The organism is Vibrio sp. 10N.247.311.51, from assembly GCF_041467855.1.
GTDB lineage: Bacteria > Pseudomonadota > Gammaproteobacteria > Enterobacterales > Vibrionaceae > Vibrio > Vibrio coralliirubri.
In genome coordinates this window covers 173,829-194,721 of sequence record NZ_JBFSVK010000002.1, presented here as the reverse complement: position 1 = coordinate 194,721, position 20,893 = coordinate 173,829, and the positions used below count along the sequence as shown (strand labels likewise).

The window sequence follows — 20,893 nt, the reverse complement described above, 5'->3', positions numbered from 1 at the left end:
GCATCTAATGTACTGATTCACTGTTTGTGTGTTTAGGTTTTGGTAAGGAGTTAGTTTGGCTAAGAAATATTATGTGGTTTGGAAAGGTCGCACACCGGGTATTTTTACCACTTGGAATGAGTGTAAATCCCAAGTCGATGGCTTCGCTGGTGCGAGATATAAATCGTTTCCAACACTAGACGAGGCTGAGTCTGCTTTCGGTGGTAAAACGTCGTCTGCGTTAGGTTCTACTGCGACAAAGCCAAGCTCTGCGGGTAAGGCGACGAAAGCTAAGGTGCCGCCTCTTTCGGAGCAGCAAATCACAGATATGCCTTTTGATATCAAGATCTTTACCGATGGTGCGTGTGAACCAAACCCTGGTGAAGCGGGGACGGGTTTAGCGGTATACCAAAACAACCAATTAACCGAATTGTGGTATGGCTTGTATCAACCTGTTGGAACCAATAATACCGCTGAGTTACATGGCCTTAAACAGGCGTTTTTGCTCGCAAAAGAGAAGCTAAACGCGGGTCTGTCTGTAGCGATTTATTGTGACTCTAAGTACTCAATTGATTGTATTACTAAGTGGGCAACGGGTTGGGAGAAAAAGGGCTGGACTAAGTCGGGCGGCGAGATCAAAAACCTCGATATTATTAAGCCTGCGTATGCGCTCTATCAAGAGCTGGCTTCAAAAATTACCATCTACCATGTGAACGGACACGTTGGTATTGAAGGTAACGAATTGGCCGATAGAATGTCGATTGTGGCTATTTCATCGAAAGAGCAACAACTCGCTCAATATCGTGACATCGACGATATTGAGTCTATTTTGGCACTGCGAGCAGGCTAGTTAGACTTCTTAATGAAAAGCTACTGAAAGCATAAGTCGCGATCATTGGGCAGTGCTAAGTTGAGCGTTACATTTCAAATTGATGTAGCGCTCTTTTGTTTTTGTGGTGCTCCGTTTTCTTATGGTGCTTAGTCGTTCTTGTGAGGCGTAGCAGTCCTTGCGATACTTACTGCCTGAGTTAATCCTTATTGAGCTGGGTTCTCTATCCAACGAGATAATTGCTGAGCTTGTTTGATCGAATTAAAACTGTCTTTCACTCTCTCACGAGCCTTTAAACCCATCGATGCTTTATCGTTACTGCTTAGCTGCGCGAAACGCTCAATCGCTTCTCTTAATTCCTCTACGTTCTTTTCGCTCACCACAAAACCTGTCTCTGGTGAGACGATCTCTTTGCATCCCATAATGTTGGTGGTAATGACGGGTGTTCCCACGGCCATCGCTTCTTTTAAAACCAGTGGCCCTGTATCCACACACCCGGTTTCGGAAAAACAGAAGGGCGCGATTAGGCTGTCATAGTTCGATAGTTTCTCTTTCACCCATTCATGAGGCTTAGCGCCAAGAAAGGTCACGTTTCGAGTGAGCCCTTGCTCTTTGACCTGCAATTTTAATTGTTGCTCTAAATCACCCGTACCGATGATATCGAGATGAATGTCGAGAGGTTCGGCAATCGGCGCCAATGCATCAATAAGATGGTGGATACCTTTTTGCTCCACTAATCGGCCAAGGAAAACAAAGCGAAGTTGCTTAGTTTCGGTTTTTGGGTTGAGTTGGAATTGTTTGGTATTAACTCCGCAGTGCAAGAGTTTAATGTTTCCTTTCGCCATGGTGTTGAAGTCAGCAAGCATGTCTTTACACACTGCAACCACAAAATCACTCGATGAAATTTTATGTTCAATGTCATAAGCGAACTCGTAAACATCATGACCGTGAGCAACGAACGAACAAGTGATATTCAGCAGTTTTGCCGCGACGATGGCGTGAGCAGTGGTGTGCTGACAGAAATGCGCATGTACGTGTTCGACGTCGTTTTCCGCGAGTTGCAGCGCTAATTTAAACCCATAAGCGAACAGTGACTTTTTGGGCATGCTGGTTTGCTTAGAAATAAATGAGACAGCCTTGATAAACCCTATCCAGTTAATGCTAGCGACTTTACCCTTCCGAACACTTTTACCTATTTCGACAATATCGTAGTCGAACTGTTTTTCACTGTTTTCAATTTTGAACGTCATTACACAAACATCGTGCCCACACGCTTTCACAGAGTCGACTTCTGTTTGAATGAAGGTCTCACTGAGTACTGGGTAGGTTGGCGCCACAAATGCTACTTTCTTCATTCCTTACTCCTCAAATCCATATGACTAAAGCTATCAAGCCAAGGTAATAACCAATAAAGCAAGATACGAACCAAGATCGAATCGTAGCTTTGGAGGGCTTTCTGATTGTTTTTCGAAGGTTACCCCTTAAGAGGTGGCTCGTTTTCTCAAATTGATAATCAAATTGGAGTTGCAGTTTTTTTGAACACCTGTGTTTGGTCGTCATTTTGAGAATGGACGCGTAGGTGGCTGATCTAGATGTGATTTCATAGCAAGACACTCTCGGCATAGAACATGCAACGTCAGCCATATAACGTATAAATCTGAGGGCGTCATTATGGCTAAAGTAAGTGTTGTTATTCCTACCTACAATTGTTTGGATTACCTGCCGAAAGCGATTGGCAGTGTACTAAAGCAGACTCATCAAGATGTTGAGCTGATTGTCATTGACGATAACAGCAACGATGGAACGTCGACGTATCTTGCTTCTATAGACGATGAACGCATTATTACGTTGTCCACATTGGGTGTTGGTGCGCCTCAAGCGAGAAACCTAGGGATTGAAAAGGCGACCGGTGAATACATCGCTTTTTTAGACGCGGACGACTTCTGGTTTCCAGAAAAAATTGAGCGCCAACTCGAATTTCATCAACGTTACCCTGAGCTTGCGATGAGCTTTACTAACTACGAACACCTGACTGAAGATTACCAAGTGATAGTCGATTGCTTTAGTTACTGGTCGCAGTTTCAAGATCAAGACGAGCTGTTCATCAATATCGAAAACCCGTTGGAGTTCATCATTGAAAACAATGTGATTGGAACGTCGACGGTCATGGTAAAAGCGGATGTGTTTTCTCAAACAGACAGTTTCAATGCTGACATCAAGTATGGGGAAGATTGGGAACTGTGGCTTCGAATGAGTGAAAACCATCAGATTGGTGTGTTGAACTCGGTGCAGGTTGGCTACTTGATGAGAGCGAGCTCTGTTACCCAAACTGAAAGTCTTAAATTGAGAAATTTGCAGTCTATAGAGACTATTCTTCAACATTATCAAAATGACAGTCAACGATGGAATCTACCCACTTCCAGCTTCAAAATCGCAAAGGCGAGAATACTGGAAGGCTACGCTGACTATTATCGAGGATTGCATCAGAACCGACGGGCCATCTCTTTTAGCATCCGCTCGTTAGTTTTGGCTCCGCAAAAAAGAACCTTACGACATCTTCTTGGAGACTGTAAGAGTTTCCTAATGCCTGCATTGTAAGGAATAGGTGTCTGCTATGGGGTCACTAAAACAGTCTGCCTATTACGCCATTGGCATTGTGATGATGAAAGGGATATCGCTCGTGATGATCCCCTATATCACCCATAAGATGACGTTGGTTGAATATGGTTCTTTAGAAGCTATTGTCTTACTGGCTGACATCGGGACGATCTTATTTAGTTTTGGCATTGTTGAGGCCATGTACCGGTATGTGGGCGTCGCTGAGGGGGAAGAAAAGAGAAAGCTTGTCTCGAACTGTTTCACGTTGAGTGTTTTAGTGTGTGTGCTTGGAGGGGCTTTAATTGCTCTTAGTATGCCGTTGTTGTTGCTGATGCTTCCCGTCGAGTTCCAACCCTATCAGATCCTACTTCTGTTAATACCGACCATGTTAGATGGTGCGATTTCTATCCCGCTGACATTGATGAGAATGAATGCGATGGCTAAGCGCTTTTGCATGCTCAATGTAATGAAGGCGAGTGTGCAAGCTGCTATGACGTTTGTACTGCTTGAAGCAGGTTATGGCATTGATGGTGTACTCATATCTGCGGCTGTTTCGAGTGTGTTGTTGATGCTGTGTTTACTGCGTTACCAATGGCAGGAGATGGGCTCATTTGGCAGCCTCAAATACTCCGTTAAGATCCTAAAATTTGGATTGCCCACGTTAGTTGGTGGCGCTTCAATATATATGATTACAGGACTAGACCGCTGGGTGATGGCAAGCTTTGTTGGTGTTGAAGAACTTGCGATTTATGCGGTCAGTGGCAAATTTGCGTTGCTTCTTGGTTTGCTACTGCAGCCTTATGCTCTGTGGTGGTTTCCAAATCGAGTGGCCATGTTGCAACAACCTGATGGTAAGAAAGAGTGTGCGGACAGAGCGCTAGTCGGCGTTAATCTGGCCATTGTATTGGGGTGTTTGATGATCCTCACGGTACCTGGTTTTATTACTTTGATTTTGCCAAGCAGTTATCAGTATGCAGGTACGATTGTCGTAGCACTCTTGGCGATCGGTGTGATTAAGAATGCAGGGGATTACCTTAACCTTGGCTGTTTCAGCGGTCACTCAAGCCAATCGCAAATGTGGATACAAGGCGGGTGTGCGATTCTAGCTGCGATTGGCTATTTTGTTGTGACACCGATTTATGGAGTGTGGGGCGTTGTGATGGTGCTTTGCGGTACTTACGCCGTGAGACTGTCACTGCTCTATATCGTGAGCCAAAAGATGGAGTATTTACCTTACGATCATCGTAAATGGATGGCAGCGCTGAGTATCTCCATACTTGCCATTATTTGTGATCGAGTTCTTGGCTTGGCGCTGGTTGATGTTCATGATTTTGTTTTAGGCAGTTTTGTGGCGATAGTGACGTTAGTGGCCTTCATTCGATACTCTGTTATCCCAGTTCCACAGGCGCTGCTCAATAAGTTGATGTTAGGCAAGCATTCACATGTGAGTTGAATTCGTGTCATCCAAAGTAACAAGGGGGAATTGGCACTCAGAGCTATAATTACTCGCGATAATAAAACACTGTTCATAATGACTCTGATTAGATAGTATTTATAAATTCAGTGAATACTAACGATGGAAAGATATATGAATAAGTGGATGCTGCTCCTTTCTCTGTTTTCAGCTGCCTCATACAGCGCCTCTGATTTTTCAAGTGAGGGTATTACTGCTCCCGACTTCAATTCACCGGATTTCAAGCCGCCTGAAGTTTCTCAGCAGGAACAACACAATATCGTTTGTGAAAGCGTCGTTTGTAATTCAACATCTGCACGTCAGCCCGTTCCTGTTGTTGGTGAAGTGCCTGATAGAGAGCCTAATCAAACCATCGAAACCCTTGCGAGTGCCATTTACATAGTGGGTGAAATGGGGATTGCAGAAAACTTAGCGACACCAGAGTACGAGAAGTTTTTTGAGAATTAGTTGAAAGGGTACGGCAGTAGGATTGGTACTGGTTTTAATAGCTGCTATAAAGGTCATATTTCATTCAATGATACGACAACCTTGGCATATTTAAACTAGGAAATACCAATGGAAATCTGGAAGTTACTGCTGTTCATCCCAGCTTGTTTTGCGCTCAACATGACTCCGGGTCCAAACAATTTGTTATCAATGAACAACGCCCGTTGTTACGGATTTCAGGCCGCCTTTGTCGCAGGCCTAGGAAGAATCCTCGCTTTTTCTGGCATGATTGCTTTGGCTGCATCTGGCTTAGCGGTTGTGCTTTACACCTCTGAAACGTTGTTTTTCCTTATCAAGCTATTTGGCGCGATGTACCTGTTATGGATCGCGTTCAACCTATGGCGCTCACAAGCCAGCCCGGTCGCGGATATCGAGCGAAATAAGAACTGGTTTGGTCTGGTTAAGCAAGAGTTTGCACTCGCTGCCGGCAATCCAAAAGCGATACTCATTTTTACTGCATTCCTCCCTCAATTTGTCGATGTTTCAGCAAACGTAAATGCTCAATTCTTTGTTTTAGGAAGCACGTTTCTTGTATTAGAAATGCTTGCGATTTCTATCTATGCGGCCTTTGGTTTATATCTACGAAATTGGTTTTCAAAACCTCAAATGGCCAAGCGCTTCAATAAAGCATGTTCTGTGTTTCTTGCCTTATCTGGTGCGAATTTGTTGGTGAGCCGTCAGTAGGGTTCGTTCTGTTGTTTACACGGATAGAAGGAATGCGATGAGTAATCAAGACCTTTCACAAATGGGCGCTGCGCAGGTTTCTTTAACTCAGCGTAATGACATTCCTTGTATACATAAACAAAGGGCTGGCGAGGTTGAAGTCGCTTTTTACCAACACGCAGCGCAGCATCTTGATGGAGTGAATACGCCTCGACTTCTTGCGGCCGATGGTTGTGAGCTTTTTCTCGAATACATTCCTAATTCGGTTTGTCTTACTGAGCTACAAACGACAAGTGATGTATTTCAGCAGCTCGCGAGTATTCATCGTTCTCGATATCGACCAACATTCGAAGTTAAGCGCCATCAATGGAGTTTAGATGACACCACATCGGCTTTATCTTCCCTACAGTTGCCTCAAGTTACGCAAGACAGTCTTAAGTACATTCAATCGCAGAGTGATGCTCTTTTTAATCATGACACGTTAATTTCGGGTGACTCCAATGAAGGAAATTGGGGAAGAAGAGATAACGGTCAACTCGTGTTATTTGATTGGGAGAGGTTTGGCTTTGGTAGCCCCGTGATAGACTTGGCGCCACTCGTCTTTCAAATGGGTACTCTGAAAGATTATGAGCTGATTGTTGAACAGTATCTTTGCCATAACACCCTGATTCCGCGTGAAGAATTAATAAAGCAATTGATCATCGCTAAAAGCTGGATCGTAATAGAAGTCACGAATATATTAGTCGGTCGTAACAACCCACAAGCTTCCAAGTACATCAATTGGTTTGGAGAGCAATTGCCAACTTGGTTGGCTTCAGTTGAAGGTCAGTTGTAGCTGAATCGCGGTTGTAGGTATTCTATTTAAGGTCGATGTATGAATGTTGTTTGTGCGGAAAAACAAGAACTGGCTGATATCTACCAGCTTGAACATGCTTTGTTTGGCGATCACGCCTATCCGTTGTTTTTCTTTCGTCAGGCATTTGATTGCTGGGGGAAGGGCTTGTTGGTGGCGAAACAGGATTCGCAGGTTGCGGGCTACGTGTTAATGACGCCAGCCGACAAACAACGAGAGTATTGGGTTTTGTCACTGGCTGTTGATACCGCTTACCGAGGCATGGGAATTGGCCGTTCATTGATGCAGCAGGCGATAGAAACATTGCCACAAGATTCCAAGCTGTTGCTTACTGTTGATCCAAATAACAACTCGGCTTGTGAGCTGTACTTGTCGATGGGGTTCGTCACCATCAAAGAAGAGAGCAATTATTTCGGTGACGATGAGCCTCGTTTGGTCATGCAGCTCATCGTCTAGTTCCCGTTTCATTGTGTCTATTTAGATGCAGGCATCACGCGCTTAGGTCAACATCACGATACCGTGCATCAACACCACGCTCGAGGTTAATCGGGTTCGCATATCAAAATAGCCATCGGGGCCTTCACTTTGGTTGTCTTCTCTCATGAACCTTTCCGCTCGCCAAACCGCAATGTAGCCAATGATAAGAATGAGAGTGGTGAGAAACTCTTGCTGCTCACCGAGTAGCACCGCTAGCCAAGCTGCCAACACAATAACATTGCTTAGAATCAGAGCCTTGTTGCTGTATTGGCTTTCGAAGTTCTCTATCCCATTGCCCCACAAAATGCCCGACAAAAAGCTCAAGATAGCCACGCTGTAGGTGATGAAGAGTGTTTCTCCGCTCAAGCTAAAGACTTGGCTGTCGGTGAGTGATAACAGTAGGCCGAATAAAAAGGGGATTAAACCCATATAACCGAGCTTGGCCATGGTGTTGCGTGTTTGAGTTGTCTCCAAGTAATCTGACCTCATAACTGCTGCTCTATTGCATTTTTGAGGGTACTACTGGTTGGCGATGTAGAACTCGGGAAGGTTGCAATCACTTTGCCTTCTTTGCTGACCAAGAACTTGTAGAAATTCCATTTTGGTTTGATACCGGCTTGTTGTTGGATTTCGGCAAAGACTGGGTTTGCGTCTGGCCCAGAGAGTGAAGCGCGCGCCATCATCGGAAAGGTCACACCATAATCTAGGTAGCAGATTTTAGCGGATTGCTCCTCACTTCCTCTGTCTTGGCGAAAATCATTACTTGGGAAACCAACAACCGTGAACCCTTCATCTTTATACGTTTGGTGAAGCTGCTCAAGTTGTTCGAACTGAGGTGTGAAACCGCATTGGCTTGCCGTATTCACGATTAATAAAGTCTTGCCTTGAAACTCGTCACACAGCTCAATTTCTTCGTTTGAATTTAACAGCCTTTGTTTGCCGTTGAGTATCTCAGGGCAGCTTGCTGAAAAAGCGAATGAACTTGTTAGGCTCGCGATTAGGGCGGTGGAGCACAGCAGTGAATGTTTCATAAGTCTGACTCATTTTAGTTGGCGTAACTGTTATTACTGTTCAGCGACTTGAAATGATCACTTTAAAGACTAGAATCGCTTAAGTATCAGCTATCGCTTAAGTGTCAATTGTCGCTTAGCAAATAGGGTTCCACCAAGCGCCTGATATTGACCTTGGCTCCAAGACGAGATGCCAGCAGGTACATGCCTCCGATCTTTCGGTGGAGGAATAGGGCATCGGCTGGTGGTGTGTGCCAATACTCTTGCTCCATGCTGAGTATGGTTCCTGCTTCACGAAGCCTTTGTGCTAAACCACTGGCTTTGAAGTCGTAATCTTCATCGACAAGCATGGGTTCACACGCCATAGTCACTAAGTTAAGAATCGCTTGGCGCTGGTCTGGGAAGATGGTCTCGCTAAAAAATCCAATTTGCTCTAGGGCTTTGTTTAACCCCTGCTCATCATGATTGACTACAGATGTGAAAGCCATGCGATAACCATCACTGAAGCGGTCGCTGTATTCACGGGTGGCACCGAAATCCAATAAGCCAATCTGTCGTGTTTGTTCCACATACAAGTAATTGGCGAAGTTGGGATCGGTTTGCACCATCTTGAAGTCAAACAGTTCTTTGAACATTAACTCGAGCAAGCTGTGCATCACAAAATCTCGAGTACTTTGATCATAACCTTCAATTTGCTCTATCGAGATGCCCTCAATGAAGTCCATGGCGAGCACCGATTCTGATGAGATTTGCGTATGAATCTTAGGTACGACGAAGTGAGAGTGCTCTTTTAATGCATTGTGATAACGAGTCGCATAGTCAGCCTCGCGAGCATAGTCGGCTTCATCATGTAGTTGTTTTTTTGCCTCTTCTAACAAGCCTTTGTAATCGACTGACTTGGGAATCAACCCAACAATATTGAGCAATGTACCAACGTTATCCACATCACTGTCGATACTTTTTCGAATGCCAGGGTATTGGACTTTGACGGCGAGTTTGTCTCCCGCATCGCTATAGGCTTGGTGAACCTGACCTATAGATGCGCTGGCAATAGGTTTAAAGTTGAAGGAAAGGAATTCGGCTTTCCAATGGCTCCCTAGCGCGCTTTCTAACACTTGGTTGAGCTGCTTTGTTGGCAGAGGATCTGCGTCTGAGCGCAGGCGAGAAAGAATGTCGGCTAATTCAGGTTCTAAGACATCGCCTGCATCCATTGATAGCATCTGCCCCAGTTTCATTGCTGCACCGCGCAGGTGTGCAAGTTGATCGGTTAGACGAGCAATGTTTTGTGGCGTTAGCAGTAAGTCTTTTGCTTTAGGCCTGTTGCCTTGTGCTATTTGCTTGGTACCTTCCGTTAGCACATTACCCGCGACCCTTGTTGCCAGCGAGGCAAACTTACTGAATCTAGAAATTCGATGAGTGGGAAGGTTTCTCTCTTTTGCCGACATAAAGGTTCTCTCTGGGAATCAAGGTTCACTACAAAGTTCTATTAATCATTACCCAACCGAATGTTTTGTTGTGGTAACTTGTCTCGCGAGACAGTAAACAGAATTTAAAGGACAAAACATGAAGTTTATTTGGTTAAAAGTCGCGGTTACCGTTTTCGTTTTTGCCGCACTGTTTGGTGTGGTGTATTACAAAGTCGCAAGTGGTATGTCTTAACCAAGCGCTATTTTGTGCAGCTGTTACCATCGCAGCGCGACTTTCCGGTTAACCAGAACGAGACTTTATATCGGTTCTTGGCAAATCGTAAATAACACCAATCTGCCACTGGCTTGAATATCGCCCAACGTAAAGGGGCGTATAGCCAGCCTTTTCCTACTAAGCGCCACGCTTGGTAGGTCACGTCTAAACCTAGCAGCAGTTTTCCATTCTCATCCAGTGCATGCAAAATGGTGTTGGCTGCGTCGGCATCAATCTGAGGGTAGTCTGAAAAGGCTTCACTGTAGATATCGATGGTTTGAATCTTATTCTCGGTATCGTGCTTGGCAAGTGCCGCCATCTCTTTTGCGCACAATGGACATGTCCCATCGTAGAATATCGTAAGTTGTGTCATCGTCTGTTCACCTATCATTTCACGATCTGAACCTCCCGTTACCCGTCAATTCAACCGCTTGTTATTCAATAATCTAGCAATGGCTACGTGATTGTACCTTTTAAAGATCACTCTCCTCGTATCAAAGCTCTAAAGATGTCTGACTTAGACACTTTGTTCATCCTTCCAAGTCCTTGATTGTTTGGTCAAATCTCTGGTCTATGGACAAATGATAACAAAGCGTCCAATAAAGGTGTTCCGTCAATATATAAACATCAATCAAATCAATTAGTTGAACTTGGCTTGGAATATGCTCTATCGAACCTACGAATTGCTAAAGGATTTTCTCCAATTTGGGCAAGGCAGAAAACCCTAAAAGCATAAGTATGAACAAATGGAGAGAGAACATGAAGGTTATAAATTATTTACTTAGTGTGCTTTTGTTGTTTAGTAGCCCCCAATTGGCGTGGGCTACTGTTGATGTGATGGAACTTGATGGTAATGCGACCAGTAATAATAGTGGTATTGATTGGGACGATGTAAATGATCCCAACAGCATGGTTGGGATTGCAGAGTTTTTCGAAAAAGACCGTAACGGTATCGACCAAATCTTTTGGAAAGGTGGATCAAAAGATGATTCCGACATTACAAATTGGGCGTTCCGTACGGCGTCACCACAACCGAAAGATGACTTTACTAATGCGTATGCCGCTGCCTTTGAAAGCGAAGGCGATTTACTGATTTACTTTGGTGCAGACCGATATGCGAATAATGGTGATATGTACATTGGATTCTGGTTCCTACAAGACCAAGTAGGGTTACCGGATGGACAAACCAAAGGCGACTTTGTTGGGCAGCATGTCAATGGAGACATCCTTGTGTTGATTTCATTCCCACAAGCCAGTGGTGGTAATCCGTATATAGAAGTGTTGCAGTGGGATTTAAATAATGGTGATGTCACCGACAACATGACCAGACTGTTCCAGACGGCTGGAGACCCTAAATCGAATGATTTCGTTGGTGCAAGATGTGGCAGTGGCGCAGTCGGTGTCGATAAGATATGTGCGATTTCCAATGATGACTCTATCGGGGCAATACCGCTACCGAATGTACAAGGTTGGGAATACCTCGCGAAAACGGGTGAAACAACCTCTATTCCGACAGAGAGCTTTGTTGAAGGACGTCTGAATTTATCTGCGTTGTTGAACGATGAGTTTGGTATTGAAGATATTCCATGTTTCAGTAGCTTCTTAGTTGAGTCACGAGCTTCTCGTTCGATTGATGCATCTTTGGCTGACTTCGTTGTCGGTTCATTCAGTTTATGTAGCATCAGCATAGCGGCAACTTGTAACACAACCAGCTTTACGGTTGATGGCATGTTTAACATCGATTACACCGTGATGGTAACCAATACTGGTCCAGGTTCGTTAGGCACCAACGGTGATTACGAAGTGGCCTTTTTATCGGAGTCACCAATCTTAGGCGCGCTTCCAGTGGTTGGTAATGGTGATGAAGTGTGGAGTGTCGGTGAGTCATTCTCATTCATGGGTAATTACTTGTCTGTAAATAATGGTGCTGTCGGTGTCATAGATGGTTCGGTGGATCTTGATGGGCTTATCGTGAATGCTCAAGCGCCAGTGGCCTACAATTGTCCACCAATAGACTTGAGCCCGATGGTTGAGATTTCTAAGGTGTGTAATAGCTTCTTAGAGGTTGATGGCGGTCAAGTTGTGCTCAAGAAAACCTATGATGTTGAAATATGTAATACCGGTGATATCCCATTGGCCATTGAATCGCTGGTGGATTCTAAGGATGACTCTTTGAGCCGTTCTGATTTACCTACTGAAGTAGTCAACAGCAGTTATTACCTCGACTTTGCTTTACCTTGTGATGATCTTGAGGATGTGACTACATGTGGTGCTGGCAATATGTGTAGTGCATTAAGTGCCGACCCTGAGCTGTTTGCTTGTAAAACGGGTGAAGGAGAGTGGATACCGAACTTTGGTGATGCGATTGGTCAAGTGTGTACACAAGTAAGTAAAACTTATGCACCAAATGTGTTACCAACCGGAACTGCAGGGATGCTATCTAATCAAGTGACAGCAACGTTTGACTCGCTGTTCTTGCAAGAAGCATTTATGGAAACATCCAACATTGCAACCTGTGATGTTTGTCCATTTACTGTTCCTGAGCCATAAGTACTTTCATTAATTGAGTACGACTAAACTCTAAAGCAGCCTAATTCGTTAGGCTGCTTTATTAGTTATTTAGTTATTTAGCTAGCTAGTTAGGCGACTTAAATTGCTATCTGATGTTTTTTGATCAGCTTGTACAAGGTTGTCCGAGAAATAGACAACGCTTTAGCAGATTGGGAAATATTGTAGTGGTGTTGCTGAATCACTCGACGAACATTTTTTGAAGAAAGTCGAGTGCCACTCTCAGTATCGGGCGAAGCGTCTTTTAATTGAATCCCCATATGACGAGTAGAGAGGGCGCTTGAATTAGAAAGAACAATCGCCCTTTTTATGCAGTTGAATAACTCTCTAACATTGCCCGGCCAATGGTACTGTTTCATTTGCTCAAGGGTGTCACTAGGCAGTTTGGTTTTGGATGCGTAATTGTGCTTCAGTTCAAATCGAACCAAATCTTCAATGTCTTCTTTGTGATCATTGAGTGGTACTAGGTCTAATGGAAGTACATTGATGCGATGAAAGAGATCCTTTCGAAATTTACCCGCAGCAACGGCTTGTTCGATATTGACGTTGGTGGCGAAAATTACACGGCAATCTACGGGCAATTGGTTGTTACTGCCTAATCGTTCTATCGAGCTATTTTCAAGAAAGTGGAGCAGGTAAGTTTGCAGCGAAAGTTCAAGGTCGCCGATCTCATCCAAAAATAGTGTGCCACCATTCGCTCTTTCCACGTGTCCGACGTAGCGTTTGTTTGCACCCGTGAACGAGCCTTTTTCAAAGCCAAATAACTCTGAGTGAATCAGGGATTGTGGAATTGCGCCACAATTTACAGCGATGAAAGGTTTTTGACTGCGGGCTGAGGCCTCATGTATTAAACGCGCACATAGGCTTTTTCCAGTTCCGGTTTCCCCTTGAATCAGCACTGGAAAATCGTTGTTAGCGATCTTGGCTATCTTCTTTTTAAGTTGTTGGATGGTTCTGGATTGCCCTACCAATTGACATTCATGGCACGAGGCAGACTTAGGTTTAGTTTGCTTGGTGTCGACCATGCCATACGCATGGCCTAAATTTCGACAAAGCCATTCTGTATCAATAGGGAGGTGGTAATAATCCCAAAAGGTTTGCTTAATGAGCGATAAGTTGCGGCTTGGTGGTTGGTTGCAGATAGCGATTGCTTTTAAATTTGGAGAGTGAACCTTTAACGCTGATATTTGCTCACACTGTTTGTCGATTGAGGATGATGTTAGACAGGAAACGACAATTGGTGCGCAGCAGTGACTGCGGGAATTGAGAAAGTGAATGGCCTGTTCGGTGGTTTCTGCAATTTGAGCTGCCCAATTATGGAGACGCAGTTCTTCTACCCACTGTTTATGATGCAGGCATGCGGTGTTGCATAATAGAATCACGGAACGAGTTGTTGGCTCAGGTGATACTCTTTTTGATGGCATTGTGCTCACTCTTCATGTTTCGACTCCATGATGAAACCTTCAGTAAGCCCCCTAAATATCCATAAGCTTAGAAGCAAAATTCAATTAATTCGAGCACACAAATCTGATGGCGTTTGGCTGACAAGTGTCATTATCTCAAGCGGGAAAGCTAATCTGGTGCTTTACTTACTGATATTTATGCTTATTAATTAAAGGTATTCACGAATATCGTGTTTTTACTGTTTTGTTTATTGATGATCACACAGTAAACTCCGCGCTAATCACTAACGATAAAGAGCTGATATTGATGATAATTAACGTAGCAAAAAAGTTCATTTTGGCAGCTTCTGCGCTGGTGCTAGGTGGTTGTGTTAGCTACAGCGTTACTGAACAAGAAATGACGAACTACCTGCAAGATTCGGTGATGTTAGAACAAGAAGTCGGTGTGCAAAACGTTATGTATGCGCAAGTGGCGGTTGATGACTTAGCGGTGCAAATTGGTCGAGCTGATGCCGAGCGTGTGTCTGTTTTAGCGAATACCAATGCAAAGGTTCAAGTGTTTAACATGCCAAACATGGGGCTAGATCTGGATATCGAATTCAGCGCGATTCCTGAATACGACAAAGAGAGTGGTGAGGTCTACTTAAAGTCTCTGCGTCTAGAGCGCTTTGAGGAAAAGGGAAAGCAGCTTTCTCCTGAAATAGAGAAGCTACTTAAGCCTGCCGTTTCTATGATTGGCTTTGCTTTGTCCCAGTCACCGGTTTACAAATTGGACAGCAATAAGGTTCAAGAGTCATTGATCAAGTCATCGGAACCTAATCTAGTGATTAAAGACAACAAGCTGGTCATCGAGTTATTTGATTAACCCTTCCCGTTTAGCTTGGACTCAGATTTAAAACACAATGGCTGCCGATTTGGTGGCCATTTTTGTTTGTGTTGAACAAGCAATACTTCTGTTTTTAGGCTGTCTATTATGCTTGTTTTCTATGGTTCATTTATTGAATTCGCCGCGTATCTCACCTTTACTTTACTCTTATGAGCAAGTCATCGCTTCAGTCATCAAATCATAAGAAAGAAAAGGTGAACGAACTATGAAGAATCCAGTAATAGCGGATAACAAACCCGTTAAGGTCGAGCTAACCGAAGGCGAGGAGTATTACTTCTGTACCTGTGGCAAATCGAAAAACCAACCGTTCTGTGATGGTTCTCATGCCGGAACGGGCTTCAAACCAAAGAGTTTCGTGGCCGAGGAAACCGGCGACGCTTACCTGTGCCGCTGTAAGTATTCGAACAATCTCCCTTTTTGTGATGGCACTCATAAACAGTTTACGGCTGAGCAAGTGGGTCAAGAAGGCCCCGATGTTCATATCCAAGCGGCAACGCCCGATCTCTCACCTGCGGCTTCTGCAACCAAAGAAGAGCCCACGGTCGAATTCATTCATCAATTAGCACGAGATGGCTTATCCAAAGTGGGTCACCATGGGCCAATGACTTCAATGGGCGTCCCAAGATATCTATTACCTCACTGGGATGATATTCAAGTGATGGTTGCACAAATGGCGACCAAACCGTTATTGGAAAACGTGCCCGTCGGTACTGAGCTTATTATTGGGCCAAAAGCGAAAAAGCCGCTTAAATTGAACATCTCTTTATTTGTGTCTGATATGAGTTTTGGTTCGTTATCTGAAGAAGCGAAAATTTCTTTAGCGACAGGCGCGGAGCTTGCGGGAACGGGAATTTGCTCGGGTGAGGGCGGAATGTTACCCGAAGAGCAAGCGGCCAATTCTCGTTACTTTTATGAATTAGCCAGCGCACAATTTGGTTACGATGAATCTAAGCTCAAAAATGTCCAAGCCTTCCATTTTAAAGGTGGGCAGGGTGCTAAAACCGGAACAGGCGGTCACCTACCGGGGGCGAAGAACATTGGCAAGATAGCAGAGGTGCGTGGCATTGAAGCGGGTACCGCCGCGATTTCTCCACCCACCTTTGTTGATCTAAAAACCGTCGAGGATTTCAAAAATTTTGCCGAACGAGTTCGAGAAGTGACAGGCGGGATCCCAATTGGCTTTAAGTTGAGTGCCAATCATATTGAAGAGGATATTCAGTTCGCATTGGATGCCAGTGCCGATTACATCATTTTGGATGGTCGAGGCGGTGGTACTGGGGCGGCGCCAGAAATGTTCCGTGACCATATTAGTGTGCCGACCATTCCAGCGCTTGCTCGTGCCAGAGCCTATCTAGACAAGCAAGGCGTAAGTGACAGAGTCACCTTAATCATTACTGGTGGGCTTCGTGTTCCAATGGACTTCGTAAAAGCGATGGCGCTTGGCGCTGATGGCGTCGCTATCTCGAACAGTGCCATGCAGTCGATAGGTTGTGTTGCTGCTCGAATGTGCAACACCAATAATTGCCCGGCGGGTATCGCGACTCAAAAAGCCGATTTACGCCAACGGTTAAATGTTGAGAAGGCATCGAATCAATTGAAGAACTTCTTCGAAGCCTCGACTGAATTGATGCAAGTGATGGCGAGAGCGTGTGGTCATGATCATTTGAATCAGTTTAATCCTCACGATTTGGCAACATGGAATCGCGAAATGGCCGAGCTATCCGGAGTCGCATACTCTGGTGTCAGTCCATTAAACCAACTTAAGTAAATAGTATTTCGATAAAGCACACTCACTGTATTTTGGGTGTGCTTATTTTTGCCTGTGCAATGCCAATCTATGTTTAACCTTTCGTAATTAACTGCTTTATAGTTATTTTTAAATTATTTCCTATATTTTTAAAATATCGCTTTACCTAAAGTTAACTTGAGGTTTTATCATCATCCCCAATCTAAAAACATAAACAATCACCTTGTCATTTTTGAACGTTGTTAGCTTGGAAGACGTCAGTCATTAGGTGATGAAAACAAATCAGGGGTTAGGTATGGAACAGCGTCAAATCAACGAATATTTTTCAAGAATTGGTTTATCTCAACCAAGCGTTACCACAATCGAAAACCTAATAGCGATCCATAAGCATCAACACCGAACCATTCCGTTCGAGAATTTTGATGTGGTTCAGGGGCTGCCTATTCAACTGTCTCAAGAGGCATTGCATGAAAAGCTGGTGGTTAATCAGCGAGGGGGTTATTGCCAAGAACTTAATGGGTTGTTGCTGAATGTGTTAACTCATATGGGCTTTGAAGCGAGAGCCTTGCTTGGTCGAGTACACCTACCAGGAGAGCCTACAGGGCGTAGCCATCGAGTGACATTGGTGACGATTGAAGGCAAACAGTGGCTGGTGGATGCGGGCTTTGGCACCTTTACCCCTCGTGCTCCATTGCTGATTGAAACCAATATTGAGCAGTCTAATGACTTACAAACTTTTCGTTTTATCGAAGATGAACGATATGGCTTCTTACTGCAGATAAAGCAGGGTGAAGAGTGGATGAACGTCTACAGCCTAGACATGACGTATGTGGGTGCCAACGACTTAGAGTCGAGCAACTTCTTCACTTCAAACAGTCCGAAATCCATTTTTACATCAAACTGTATTGCGGCACTGCCGATTGAAGGTGGGATTGTCACTTTGCTTAATCAGAAAATTAAAATTAGCAAAAATGGCTCAACAGAGGAGTGGCTACTTGAAGACGAGCCTACGTACCTTGCTGCATTACAAACGTACTTTGGTTTAGCGCCAAATGTGCCTTTTCAAACTTTAGAGAAATGTTTCTAACCAAATTCGAGGATCAACAATGAAAGTATTAGCGATTGGCGCAACCAACAGTAAAGCATCGATTAACCAACAATTGGCAGCGTACACCGCAAGCTTAGTTGAGGGCGCGCAAGTAGAGGTGCTCGATCTTAATGATTTCGAAATGCCTATTTATAGTGAAGATAGAGAAAAAGAGTCTGGCGTTCATCAACACGCACAGCGCTTTTTCAGCAAGATTGGCGAAGCAGATGCTGTGGTCATCTCTTTTGCAGAGTACAACGGTTCATACACCGCAGCCTTTAAGAATGTGTTTGATTGGACATCACGAATCGACATGAAAGTGTATCAAGGCAAACCTGTTGTGATGCTCTCCACATCACCAGGCCCAGGCGGCGCAAGCTCTGTGTTGTCGTCTGCGGTAAATTCGGCACCTTACTTTGATGCTGATGTGAAGGGCTCGATGTCAGTGCCGAGTTTCTACGACAACTTTAATGTAGAAACGGGTGAGATCATCAATGCTGAAATGGCCGAGAGCCTGAAATCGATCATGAGTCAGATCTAGCTGCTTTAGTGAGTGAGATAATTACTACATCGGTGCGCAGATAAATAAATAGTTAGATACATAAATGGCCATCAAGCGATGGCCATTTAATTGCGTCATTGTCTATTGTGATAACTCTGCTGCGGTGTCAACGAAGATACCTTGAATGTCTTTCGCTTCACGCTCAGTTTGACCACCGTGTTTTAGAAACGCACCGATAATTGCTGCGGTTTTTTGCTCTTTTGCGCGCTCTAAGAAGTAACGCAGTTCTAGTTCAGCGCCCGCTTGCTCATCTTTGATTGAGGCTGCGATGATCTCTTTGTACATCACGATATCACGTACTTCTAATTGACTGATCACACCGAGTGTCGCTGCTAAGAAATCCTCTATCTCAGCCTTCGGTACGAACTGCGTAATGATGTTACGGTCTTCTGCTTGCTGAGCCGTAAAATCGTTGCCAAGCAGCAAAGCTTGCAGCGCTTTGTTTTTGCCCATGCGTCTTGCAAATTGCACTGCGCCTTGGCCACCCGTTGGGATGTTTACATGAATTTCTGGTTGTGCGAACGCCGAGTTTTCAGTGCCATAAGCAAGGTCACACGCCATCACAAATTCATTACCGCCCCCACGAGCTACGCCATCAACCACGGCGACAGAGACTTGTTTCATCGCTTTCATGTTCTCAATCATGTGGTTGAATTCAATCGAACCGGCTTGTCCACCCTGTGTACCGTTGATCACATTGAGATCTAGGTGAGCCAGAAAGAAGCTCTCATGTAATGATTTAAAGACCACAACCTTAGTATCACGATCATCTTTCAATGAAAGTACAAAGGCATTGATCTCGTTGATCAAGTCGAAAGTCAGCACGTTCACTGGTGGGTTGTTGATTGATACCGTTGCGATGCCATTTTGGTTAGTCACAGATAGTAGTGTCATGGGGTGTTCCTCTATTAGGTCGGGACTGAATGCTGCCTCCGTTATGTGCAGCTACTATAGATTTGTAATAAGATGAGAAAAATAGTCATATTGGCACTTAATTGGTGCTTTAAATGCAACAAAGGGCGTTATGGATATATCGAGTCGTTTATTATTGTTACTTGAAGTGGTTGAGCTGGGTTCGTTTGTCAAAGTGGCGGAGCAAAGAAACGTCGACCGTTCCGTTATCTCTAAACAGATCAGCCGTCTTGAAGAAGAGCTGGATGTTCGGTTACTCAATCGCACCACTCGTTCGTTATCTCTGACAGCTGCAGGTAATGAGATGGTCAATCAAGCGCATCAGCTTCGTGCACTGTTGAACGATACTCGACGCTTGGCGCAAAACTATCATGCAGAGCCTCTAGGGTTATTAAGAATCACCAGCTCGACCATGTTCGGTCGACAATATGTTCAGCAGGCGATTGCGGTTTTCCAGAAGCAGTATCCAGATGTTGATTTTGAATTGAGACTCGAAGATCGAATCGTCGATATGGTTAAAGAAGGGTTTGATATTGGTTTCCGTATTGGTAAGCCCAAAAACTCCAGCCTAATCAGCCGTAAGATAGCCAGAAGTCGATTGTTGATTGTTGCTTCACCTGAGTTCATTGCTCAGCATGGCGAGATCAACACCATCGAAAAACTCGAGTCATTACCTGCGACTATTTATGCCGCTCCGGGTTTGTTGATCGATAAGTTTTCTTATGTCGATCAAGAGGGGCAAGCGCAGCATTTTCAGCTTAATGCCGCTTATAAAGTGAATGACGTTGAGATGATTTCCAAGAGCGCGCTAACCGGCAGTACTCTCGCGGTCGTCACGGCGCAGATGATTGAAGATGAAGTGCTCAGTGGGGAGTTGGTGCCTATAATGACTCACTTAAACTTGGATGACTTTGGCACTTTCTATGCGGTGTACCCACATCGAGATGCACCCATAAAAACCAAGCTCTTCATTGATACATTGAAAACCATTGTCGGTGAAGATAAACCCGTGTGGGAGCAAGGCATCCCCGGGTTTGACGACATGTATGGTAATCAGCGAACAAAATCATAGCCAGGATAATCAATGTGTTAGGCTTCTTTGTTGCGCGTATTTTGTAACCTAGCCCAAACCTAAATTTGAACACAAAATTCAAGTTAAAGTGAACTCTATTATACTAGTCATTATCAGGACGAAACGGCTATTCAAACAGGAAGAGAAAGATCATGAGAAACATCGTATACCTCAGCATTGGTCAGCTGTCAGAGCGTAGTGGCGTGGCTCCTTCGGCCCTACGTTTTTACGAAACCAAGGGGTTGATTGCTTCGATTCGTACTAACGGAAATCAGCGCCGTTATCAGTCGGCGATGTTGAGACGAATTGCGTTGATCCAAGTCGCGCAGTCGATAGGCTTCACGCTGGAAGAGATCACCGAAGAATTATCGACACTGCCGATGAACCATACCGCGACTAAGCGAGATTGGGAGCGCGTTGCTAAGAAGTGGCAGGGGCAACTCGATAGCAAAATGGCGCAGATTAAATCGCTACAAGAGAACTTAACAGGCTGTATCGGCTGTGGATGTTTGAGTATGCAGAAATGCCACTTGTTGAACCCTGAAGATATTCTGCATGACCAAGGGCAGGGCGCACAACGGATCGTTGAGTAGCCCAGAATTAATGT

Annotated in this window: 21 protein-coding genes; 14 read left to right on the top strand and 7 right to left on the bottom strand. The window is 44.5% G+C overall.

Annotated elements, in window-relative coordinates; genetic code table 11:
* The first annotated feature begins 55 nt into the window (after nt 1-55).
* On the top strand, nt 56-829 hold the full coding sequence (locus AB6E85_RS03000; protein ID WP_372141391.1) for a viroplasmin family protein: 774 nt from the start codon (nt 56-58) through the stop codon (nt 827-829).
* Between the two features lie 185 nt (nt 830-1,014).
* Here the strand turns inward: AB6E85_RS03000 and AB6E85_RS02995 are convergent, their stop codons facing one another.
* Nucleotides 1,015-2,163 carry a glycosyltransferase family 4 protein gene (locus AB6E85_RS02995; RefSeq protein ID WP_372141388.1) on the bottom strand — a complete coding sequence of 383 codons (1,149 nt, stop codon included), beginning with the start codon at nt 2,161-2,163 and terminating at the stop codon, nt 1,015-1,017.
* A 316-nt stretch (nt 2,164-2,479) separates the two neighbouring features.
* On the opposite strand from AB6E85_RS02995, the gene AB6E85_RS02990 reads away from it, so the two are divergent.
* The 6 genes from AB6E85_RS02990 (at nt 2,480) to AB6E85_RS02965 (ending at nt 7,338) form a co-directional block, all read left to right on the top strand.
* On the top strand, nt 2,480-3,406 hold the full coding sequence (locus AB6E85_RS02990) for a glycosyltransferase family 2 protein (RefSeq protein WP_372141387.1): 927 nt from the start codon (nt 2,480-2,482) through the stop codon (nt 3,404-3,406).
* Between the two features lie 16 nt (nt 3,407-3,422).
* Nucleotides 3,423-4,859, top strand: a complete 1,437-nt coding sequence (locus AB6E85_RS02985) for a lipopolysaccharide biosynthesis protein (RefSeq protein WP_372141386.1) — start codon at nt 3,423-3,425, stop codon at nt 4,857-4,859.
* Between the two features lie 135 nt (nt 4,860-4,994).
* Nucleotides 4,995-5,327, top strand: a complete 333-nt coding sequence (locus tag AB6E85_RS02980; protein WP_372141384.1) for a hypothetical protein — start codon at nt 4,995-4,997, stop codon at nt 5,325-5,327.
* 108 nt (nt 5,328-5,435) lie between these two features.
* Nucleotides 5,436-6,050 (top strand): LysE family translocator, encoded by a 615-nt coding sequence (locus AB6E85_RS02975; protein ID WP_280590936.1) that lies wholly within the window; start codon nt 5,436-5,438, stop codon nt 6,048-6,050.
* 37 nt (nt 6,051-6,087) lie between these two features.
* The gene (locus tag AB6E85_RS02970; RefSeq protein ID WP_372141383.1) at nt 6,088-6,864 is read left to right on the top strand and encodes a phosphotransferase family protein; all 777 of its coding nucleotides are present in this window, start codon (nt 6,088-6,090) and stop codon (nt 6,862-6,864) included.
* A gap of 39 nt (nt 6,865-6,903) precedes the next feature.
* Nucleotides 6,904-7,338 carry a GNAT family N-acetyltransferase gene (locus AB6E85_RS02965; protein WP_372141382.1) on the top strand — a complete coding sequence of 145 codons (435 nt, stop codon included), beginning with the start codon at nt 6,904-6,906 and terminating at the stop codon, nt 7,336-7,338.
* Nucleotides 7,339-7,380: 42 nt separating this feature from the next.
* On the opposite strand, the gene AB6E85_RS02960 is transcribed toward AB6E85_RS02965, so the two are convergent.
* The 4 genes from AB6E85_RS02960 to AB6E85_RS02945 form a co-directional block, all read right to left on the bottom strand.
* Nucleotides 7,381-7,848: a DUF3429 domain-containing protein gene (locus AB6E85_RS02960; protein WP_372141381.1), complete on the bottom strand. Its 468-nt coding sequence runs from the start codon at nt 7,846-7,848 to the stop codon at nt 7,381-7,383.
* Entirely contained in the window at nt 7,845-8,390 is a 546-nt protein-coding gene (locus AB6E85_RS02955; RefSeq protein WP_372141380.1) for a glutathione peroxidase, read from the bottom strand. Before AB6E85_RS02955 ends, AB6E85_RS02960 begins: the two co-directional genes overlap by 4 nt.
* Before the next feature lie 104 nt (nt 8,391-8,494).
* Entirely contained in the window at nt 8,495-9,814 is a 1,320-nt protein-coding gene (locus AB6E85_RS02950; RefSeq protein WP_372141378.1) for an ABC1 kinase family protein, read from the bottom strand.
* 221 nt (nt 9,815-10,035) lie between these two features.
* The gene (locus AB6E85_RS02945) at nt 10,036-10,422 is read right to left on the bottom strand and encodes a thiol-disulfide oxidoreductase DCC family protein (protein WP_048609289.1); all 387 of its coding nucleotides are present in this window, start codon (nt 10,420-10,422) and stop codon (nt 10,036-10,038) included.
* A gap of 386 nt (nt 10,423-10,808) precedes the next feature.
* Here AB6E85_RS02945 and AB6E85_RS02940 point away from each other — a divergent pair, with 386 nt between their 5' ends.
* Nucleotides 10,809-12,599 carry a hypothetical protein gene (locus AB6E85_RS02940; RefSeq protein WP_372141377.1) on the top strand — a complete coding sequence of 597 codons (1,791 nt, stop codon included), beginning with the start codon at nt 10,809-10,811 and terminating at the stop codon, nt 12,597-12,599.
* A gap of 98 nt (nt 12,600-12,697) precedes the next feature.
* On the opposite strand, the gene AB6E85_RS02935 is transcribed toward AB6E85_RS02940, so the two are convergent.
* Nucleotides 12,698-14,041, bottom strand: a complete 1,344-nt coding sequence (locus AB6E85_RS02935; protein WP_372141375.1) for a sigma-54 interaction domain-containing protein — start codon at nt 14,039-14,041, stop codon at nt 12,698-12,700.
* A gap of 286 nt (nt 14,042-14,327) precedes the next feature.
* On the opposite strand from AB6E85_RS02935, the gene AB6E85_RS02930 reads away from it, so the two are divergent.
* From AB6E85_RS02930 to AB6E85_RS02915, 4 genes are all read left to right on the top strand, one after another.
* Entirely contained in the window at nt 14,328-14,885 is a 558-nt protein-coding gene (locus AB6E85_RS02930) for a DUF1439 domain-containing protein (RefSeq protein WP_060982921.1), read from the top strand.
* Between the two features lie 226 nt (nt 14,886-15,111).
* Complete coding sequence (locus AB6E85_RS02925; protein ID WP_372141374.1) at nt 15,112-16,674, top strand: glutamate synthase-related protein; 1,563 nt, start codon at nt 15,112-15,114, stop codon at nt 16,672-16,674.
* A gap of 274 nt (nt 16,675-16,948) precedes the next feature.
* Nucleotides 16,949-17,740 carry an arylamine N-acetyltransferase gene (locus tag AB6E85_RS02920; protein WP_372141372.1) on the top strand — a complete coding sequence of 264 codons (792 nt, stop codon included), beginning with the start codon at nt 16,949-16,951 and terminating at the stop codon, nt 17,738-17,740.
* Between the two features lie 19 nt (nt 17,741-17,759).
* A complete protein-coding gene (locus tag AB6E85_RS02915; RefSeq protein WP_017071824.1) occupies nt 17,760-18,281 on the top strand; it encodes an NADPH-dependent FMN reductase in 522 nt (173 codons plus the stop codon).
* A 102-nt stretch (nt 18,282-18,383) separates the two neighbouring features.
* On the opposite strand, the gene AB6E85_RS02910 is transcribed toward AB6E85_RS02915, so the two are convergent.
* The gene (locus tag AB6E85_RS02910; protein WP_372141370.1) at nt 18,384-19,196 is read right to left on the bottom strand and encodes an enoyl-CoA hydratase/isomerase family protein; all 813 of its coding nucleotides are present in this window, start codon (nt 19,194-19,196) and stop codon (nt 18,384-18,386) included.
* Nucleotides 19,197-19,326: 130 nt separating this feature from the next.
* Here AB6E85_RS02910 and AB6E85_RS02905 point away from each other — a divergent pair, with 130 nt between their 5' ends.
* Both AB6E85_RS02905 and soxR read left to right on the top strand, forming a co-directional pair.
* Nucleotides 19,327-20,286 (top strand): LysR family transcriptional regulator, encoded by a 960-nt coding sequence (locus tag AB6E85_RS02905; protein WP_372141368.1) that lies wholly within the window; start codon nt 19,327-19,329, stop codon nt 20,284-20,286.
* Nucleotides 20,287-20,438: 152 nt separating this feature from the next.
* Entirely contained in the window at nt 20,439-20,879 is a 441-nt protein-coding gene (gene soxR / locus AB6E85_RS02900; RefSeq protein WP_048609296.1) for a redox-sensitive transcriptional activator SoxR, read from the top strand.
* The last annotated feature ends 14 nt before the right edge of the window (nt 20,880-20,893 follow it).

Excerpts from the sequence above, each read along its gene's own strand:
- AB6E85_RS02975 (WP_280590936.1), top strand. The coding sequence starts at position 5,436 with ATGGAAATCTGGAAGTTACTGCTGTTCATCCCAGCTTGTTTTGCGCTC.
- AB6E85_RS02990 (WP_372141387.1), top strand. The coding sequence starts at position 2,480 with ATGGCTAAAGTAAGTGTTGTTATTCCTACCTACAATTGTTTGGATTAC.
- AB6E85_RS02950 (WP_372141378.1), bottom strand. The coding sequence starts at position 9,814 with ATGTCGGCAAAAGAGAGAAACCTTCCCACTCATCGAATTTCTAGATTC.
- AB6E85_RS02970 (WP_372141383.1), top strand. The coding sequence starts at position 6,088 with ATGAGTAATCAAGACCTTTCACAAATGGGCGCTGCGCAGGTTTCTTTA.
- AB6E85_RS02995 (WP_372141388.1), bottom strand. The coding sequence starts at position 2,163 with ATGAAGAAAGTAGCATTTGTGGCGCCAACCTACCCAGTACTCAGTGAG.
- AB6E85_RS02985 (WP_372141386.1), top strand. The coding sequence starts at position 3,423 with ATGGGGTCACTAAAACAGTCTGCCTATTACGCCATTGGCATTGTGATG.
- AB6E85_RS02910 (WP_372141370.1), bottom strand. The coding sequence starts at position 19,196 with ATGACACTACTATCTGTGACTAACCAAAATGGCATCGCAACGGTATCA.
- soxR (WP_048609296.1), top strand. The coding sequence starts at position 20,439 with ATGAGAAACATCGTATACCTCAGCATTGGTCAGCTGTCAGAGCGTAGT.
- AB6E85_RS02980 (WP_372141384.1), top strand. The coding sequence starts at position 4,995 with ATGAATAAGTGGATGCTGCTCCTTTCTCTGTTTTCAGCTGCCTCATAC.
- AB6E85_RS02915 (WP_017071824.1), top strand. The coding sequence starts at position 17,760 with ATGAAAGTATTAGCGATTGGCGCAACCAACAGTAAAGCATCGATTAAC.
- AB6E85_RS02905 (WP_372141368.1), top strand. The coding sequence starts at position 19,327 with ATGGATATATCGAGTCGTTTATTATTGTTACTTGAAGTGGTTGAGCTG.
- AB6E85_RS02935 (WP_372141375.1), bottom strand. The coding sequence starts at position 14,041 with ATGCCATCAAAAAGAGTATCACCTGAGCCAACAACTCGTTCCGTGATT.
- AB6E85_RS02925 (WP_372141374.1), top strand. The coding sequence starts at position 15,112 with ATGAAGAATCCAGTAATAGCGGATAACAAACCCGTTAAGGTCGAGCTA.
- AB6E85_RS02965 (WP_372141382.1), top strand. The coding sequence starts at position 6,904 with ATGAATGTTGTTTGTGCGGAAAAACAAGAACTGGCTGATATCTACCAG.
- AB6E85_RS02930 (WP_060982921.1), top strand. The coding sequence starts at position 14,328 with ATGATAATTAACGTAGCAAAAAAGTTCATTTTGGCAGCTTCTGCGCTG.
- AB6E85_RS02955 (WP_372141380.1), bottom strand. The coding sequence starts at position 8,390 with ATGAAACATTCACTGCTGTGCTCCACCGCCCTAATCGCGAGCCTAACA.
- AB6E85_RS02940 (WP_372141377.1), top strand. The coding sequence starts at position 10,809 with ATGAAGGTTATAAATTATTTACTTAGTGTGCTTTTGTTGTTTAGTAGC.
- AB6E85_RS02960 (WP_372141381.1), bottom strand. The coding sequence starts at position 7,848 with ATGAGGTCAGATTACTTGGAGACAACTCAAACACGCAACACCATGGCC.
- AB6E85_RS02920 (WP_372141372.1), top strand. The coding sequence starts at position 16,949 with ATGGAACAGCGTCAAATCAACGAATATTTTTCAAGAATTGGTTTATCT.
- AB6E85_RS02945 (WP_048609289.1), bottom strand. The coding sequence starts at position 10,422 with ATGACACAACTTACGATATTCTACGATGGGACATGTCCATTGTGCGCA.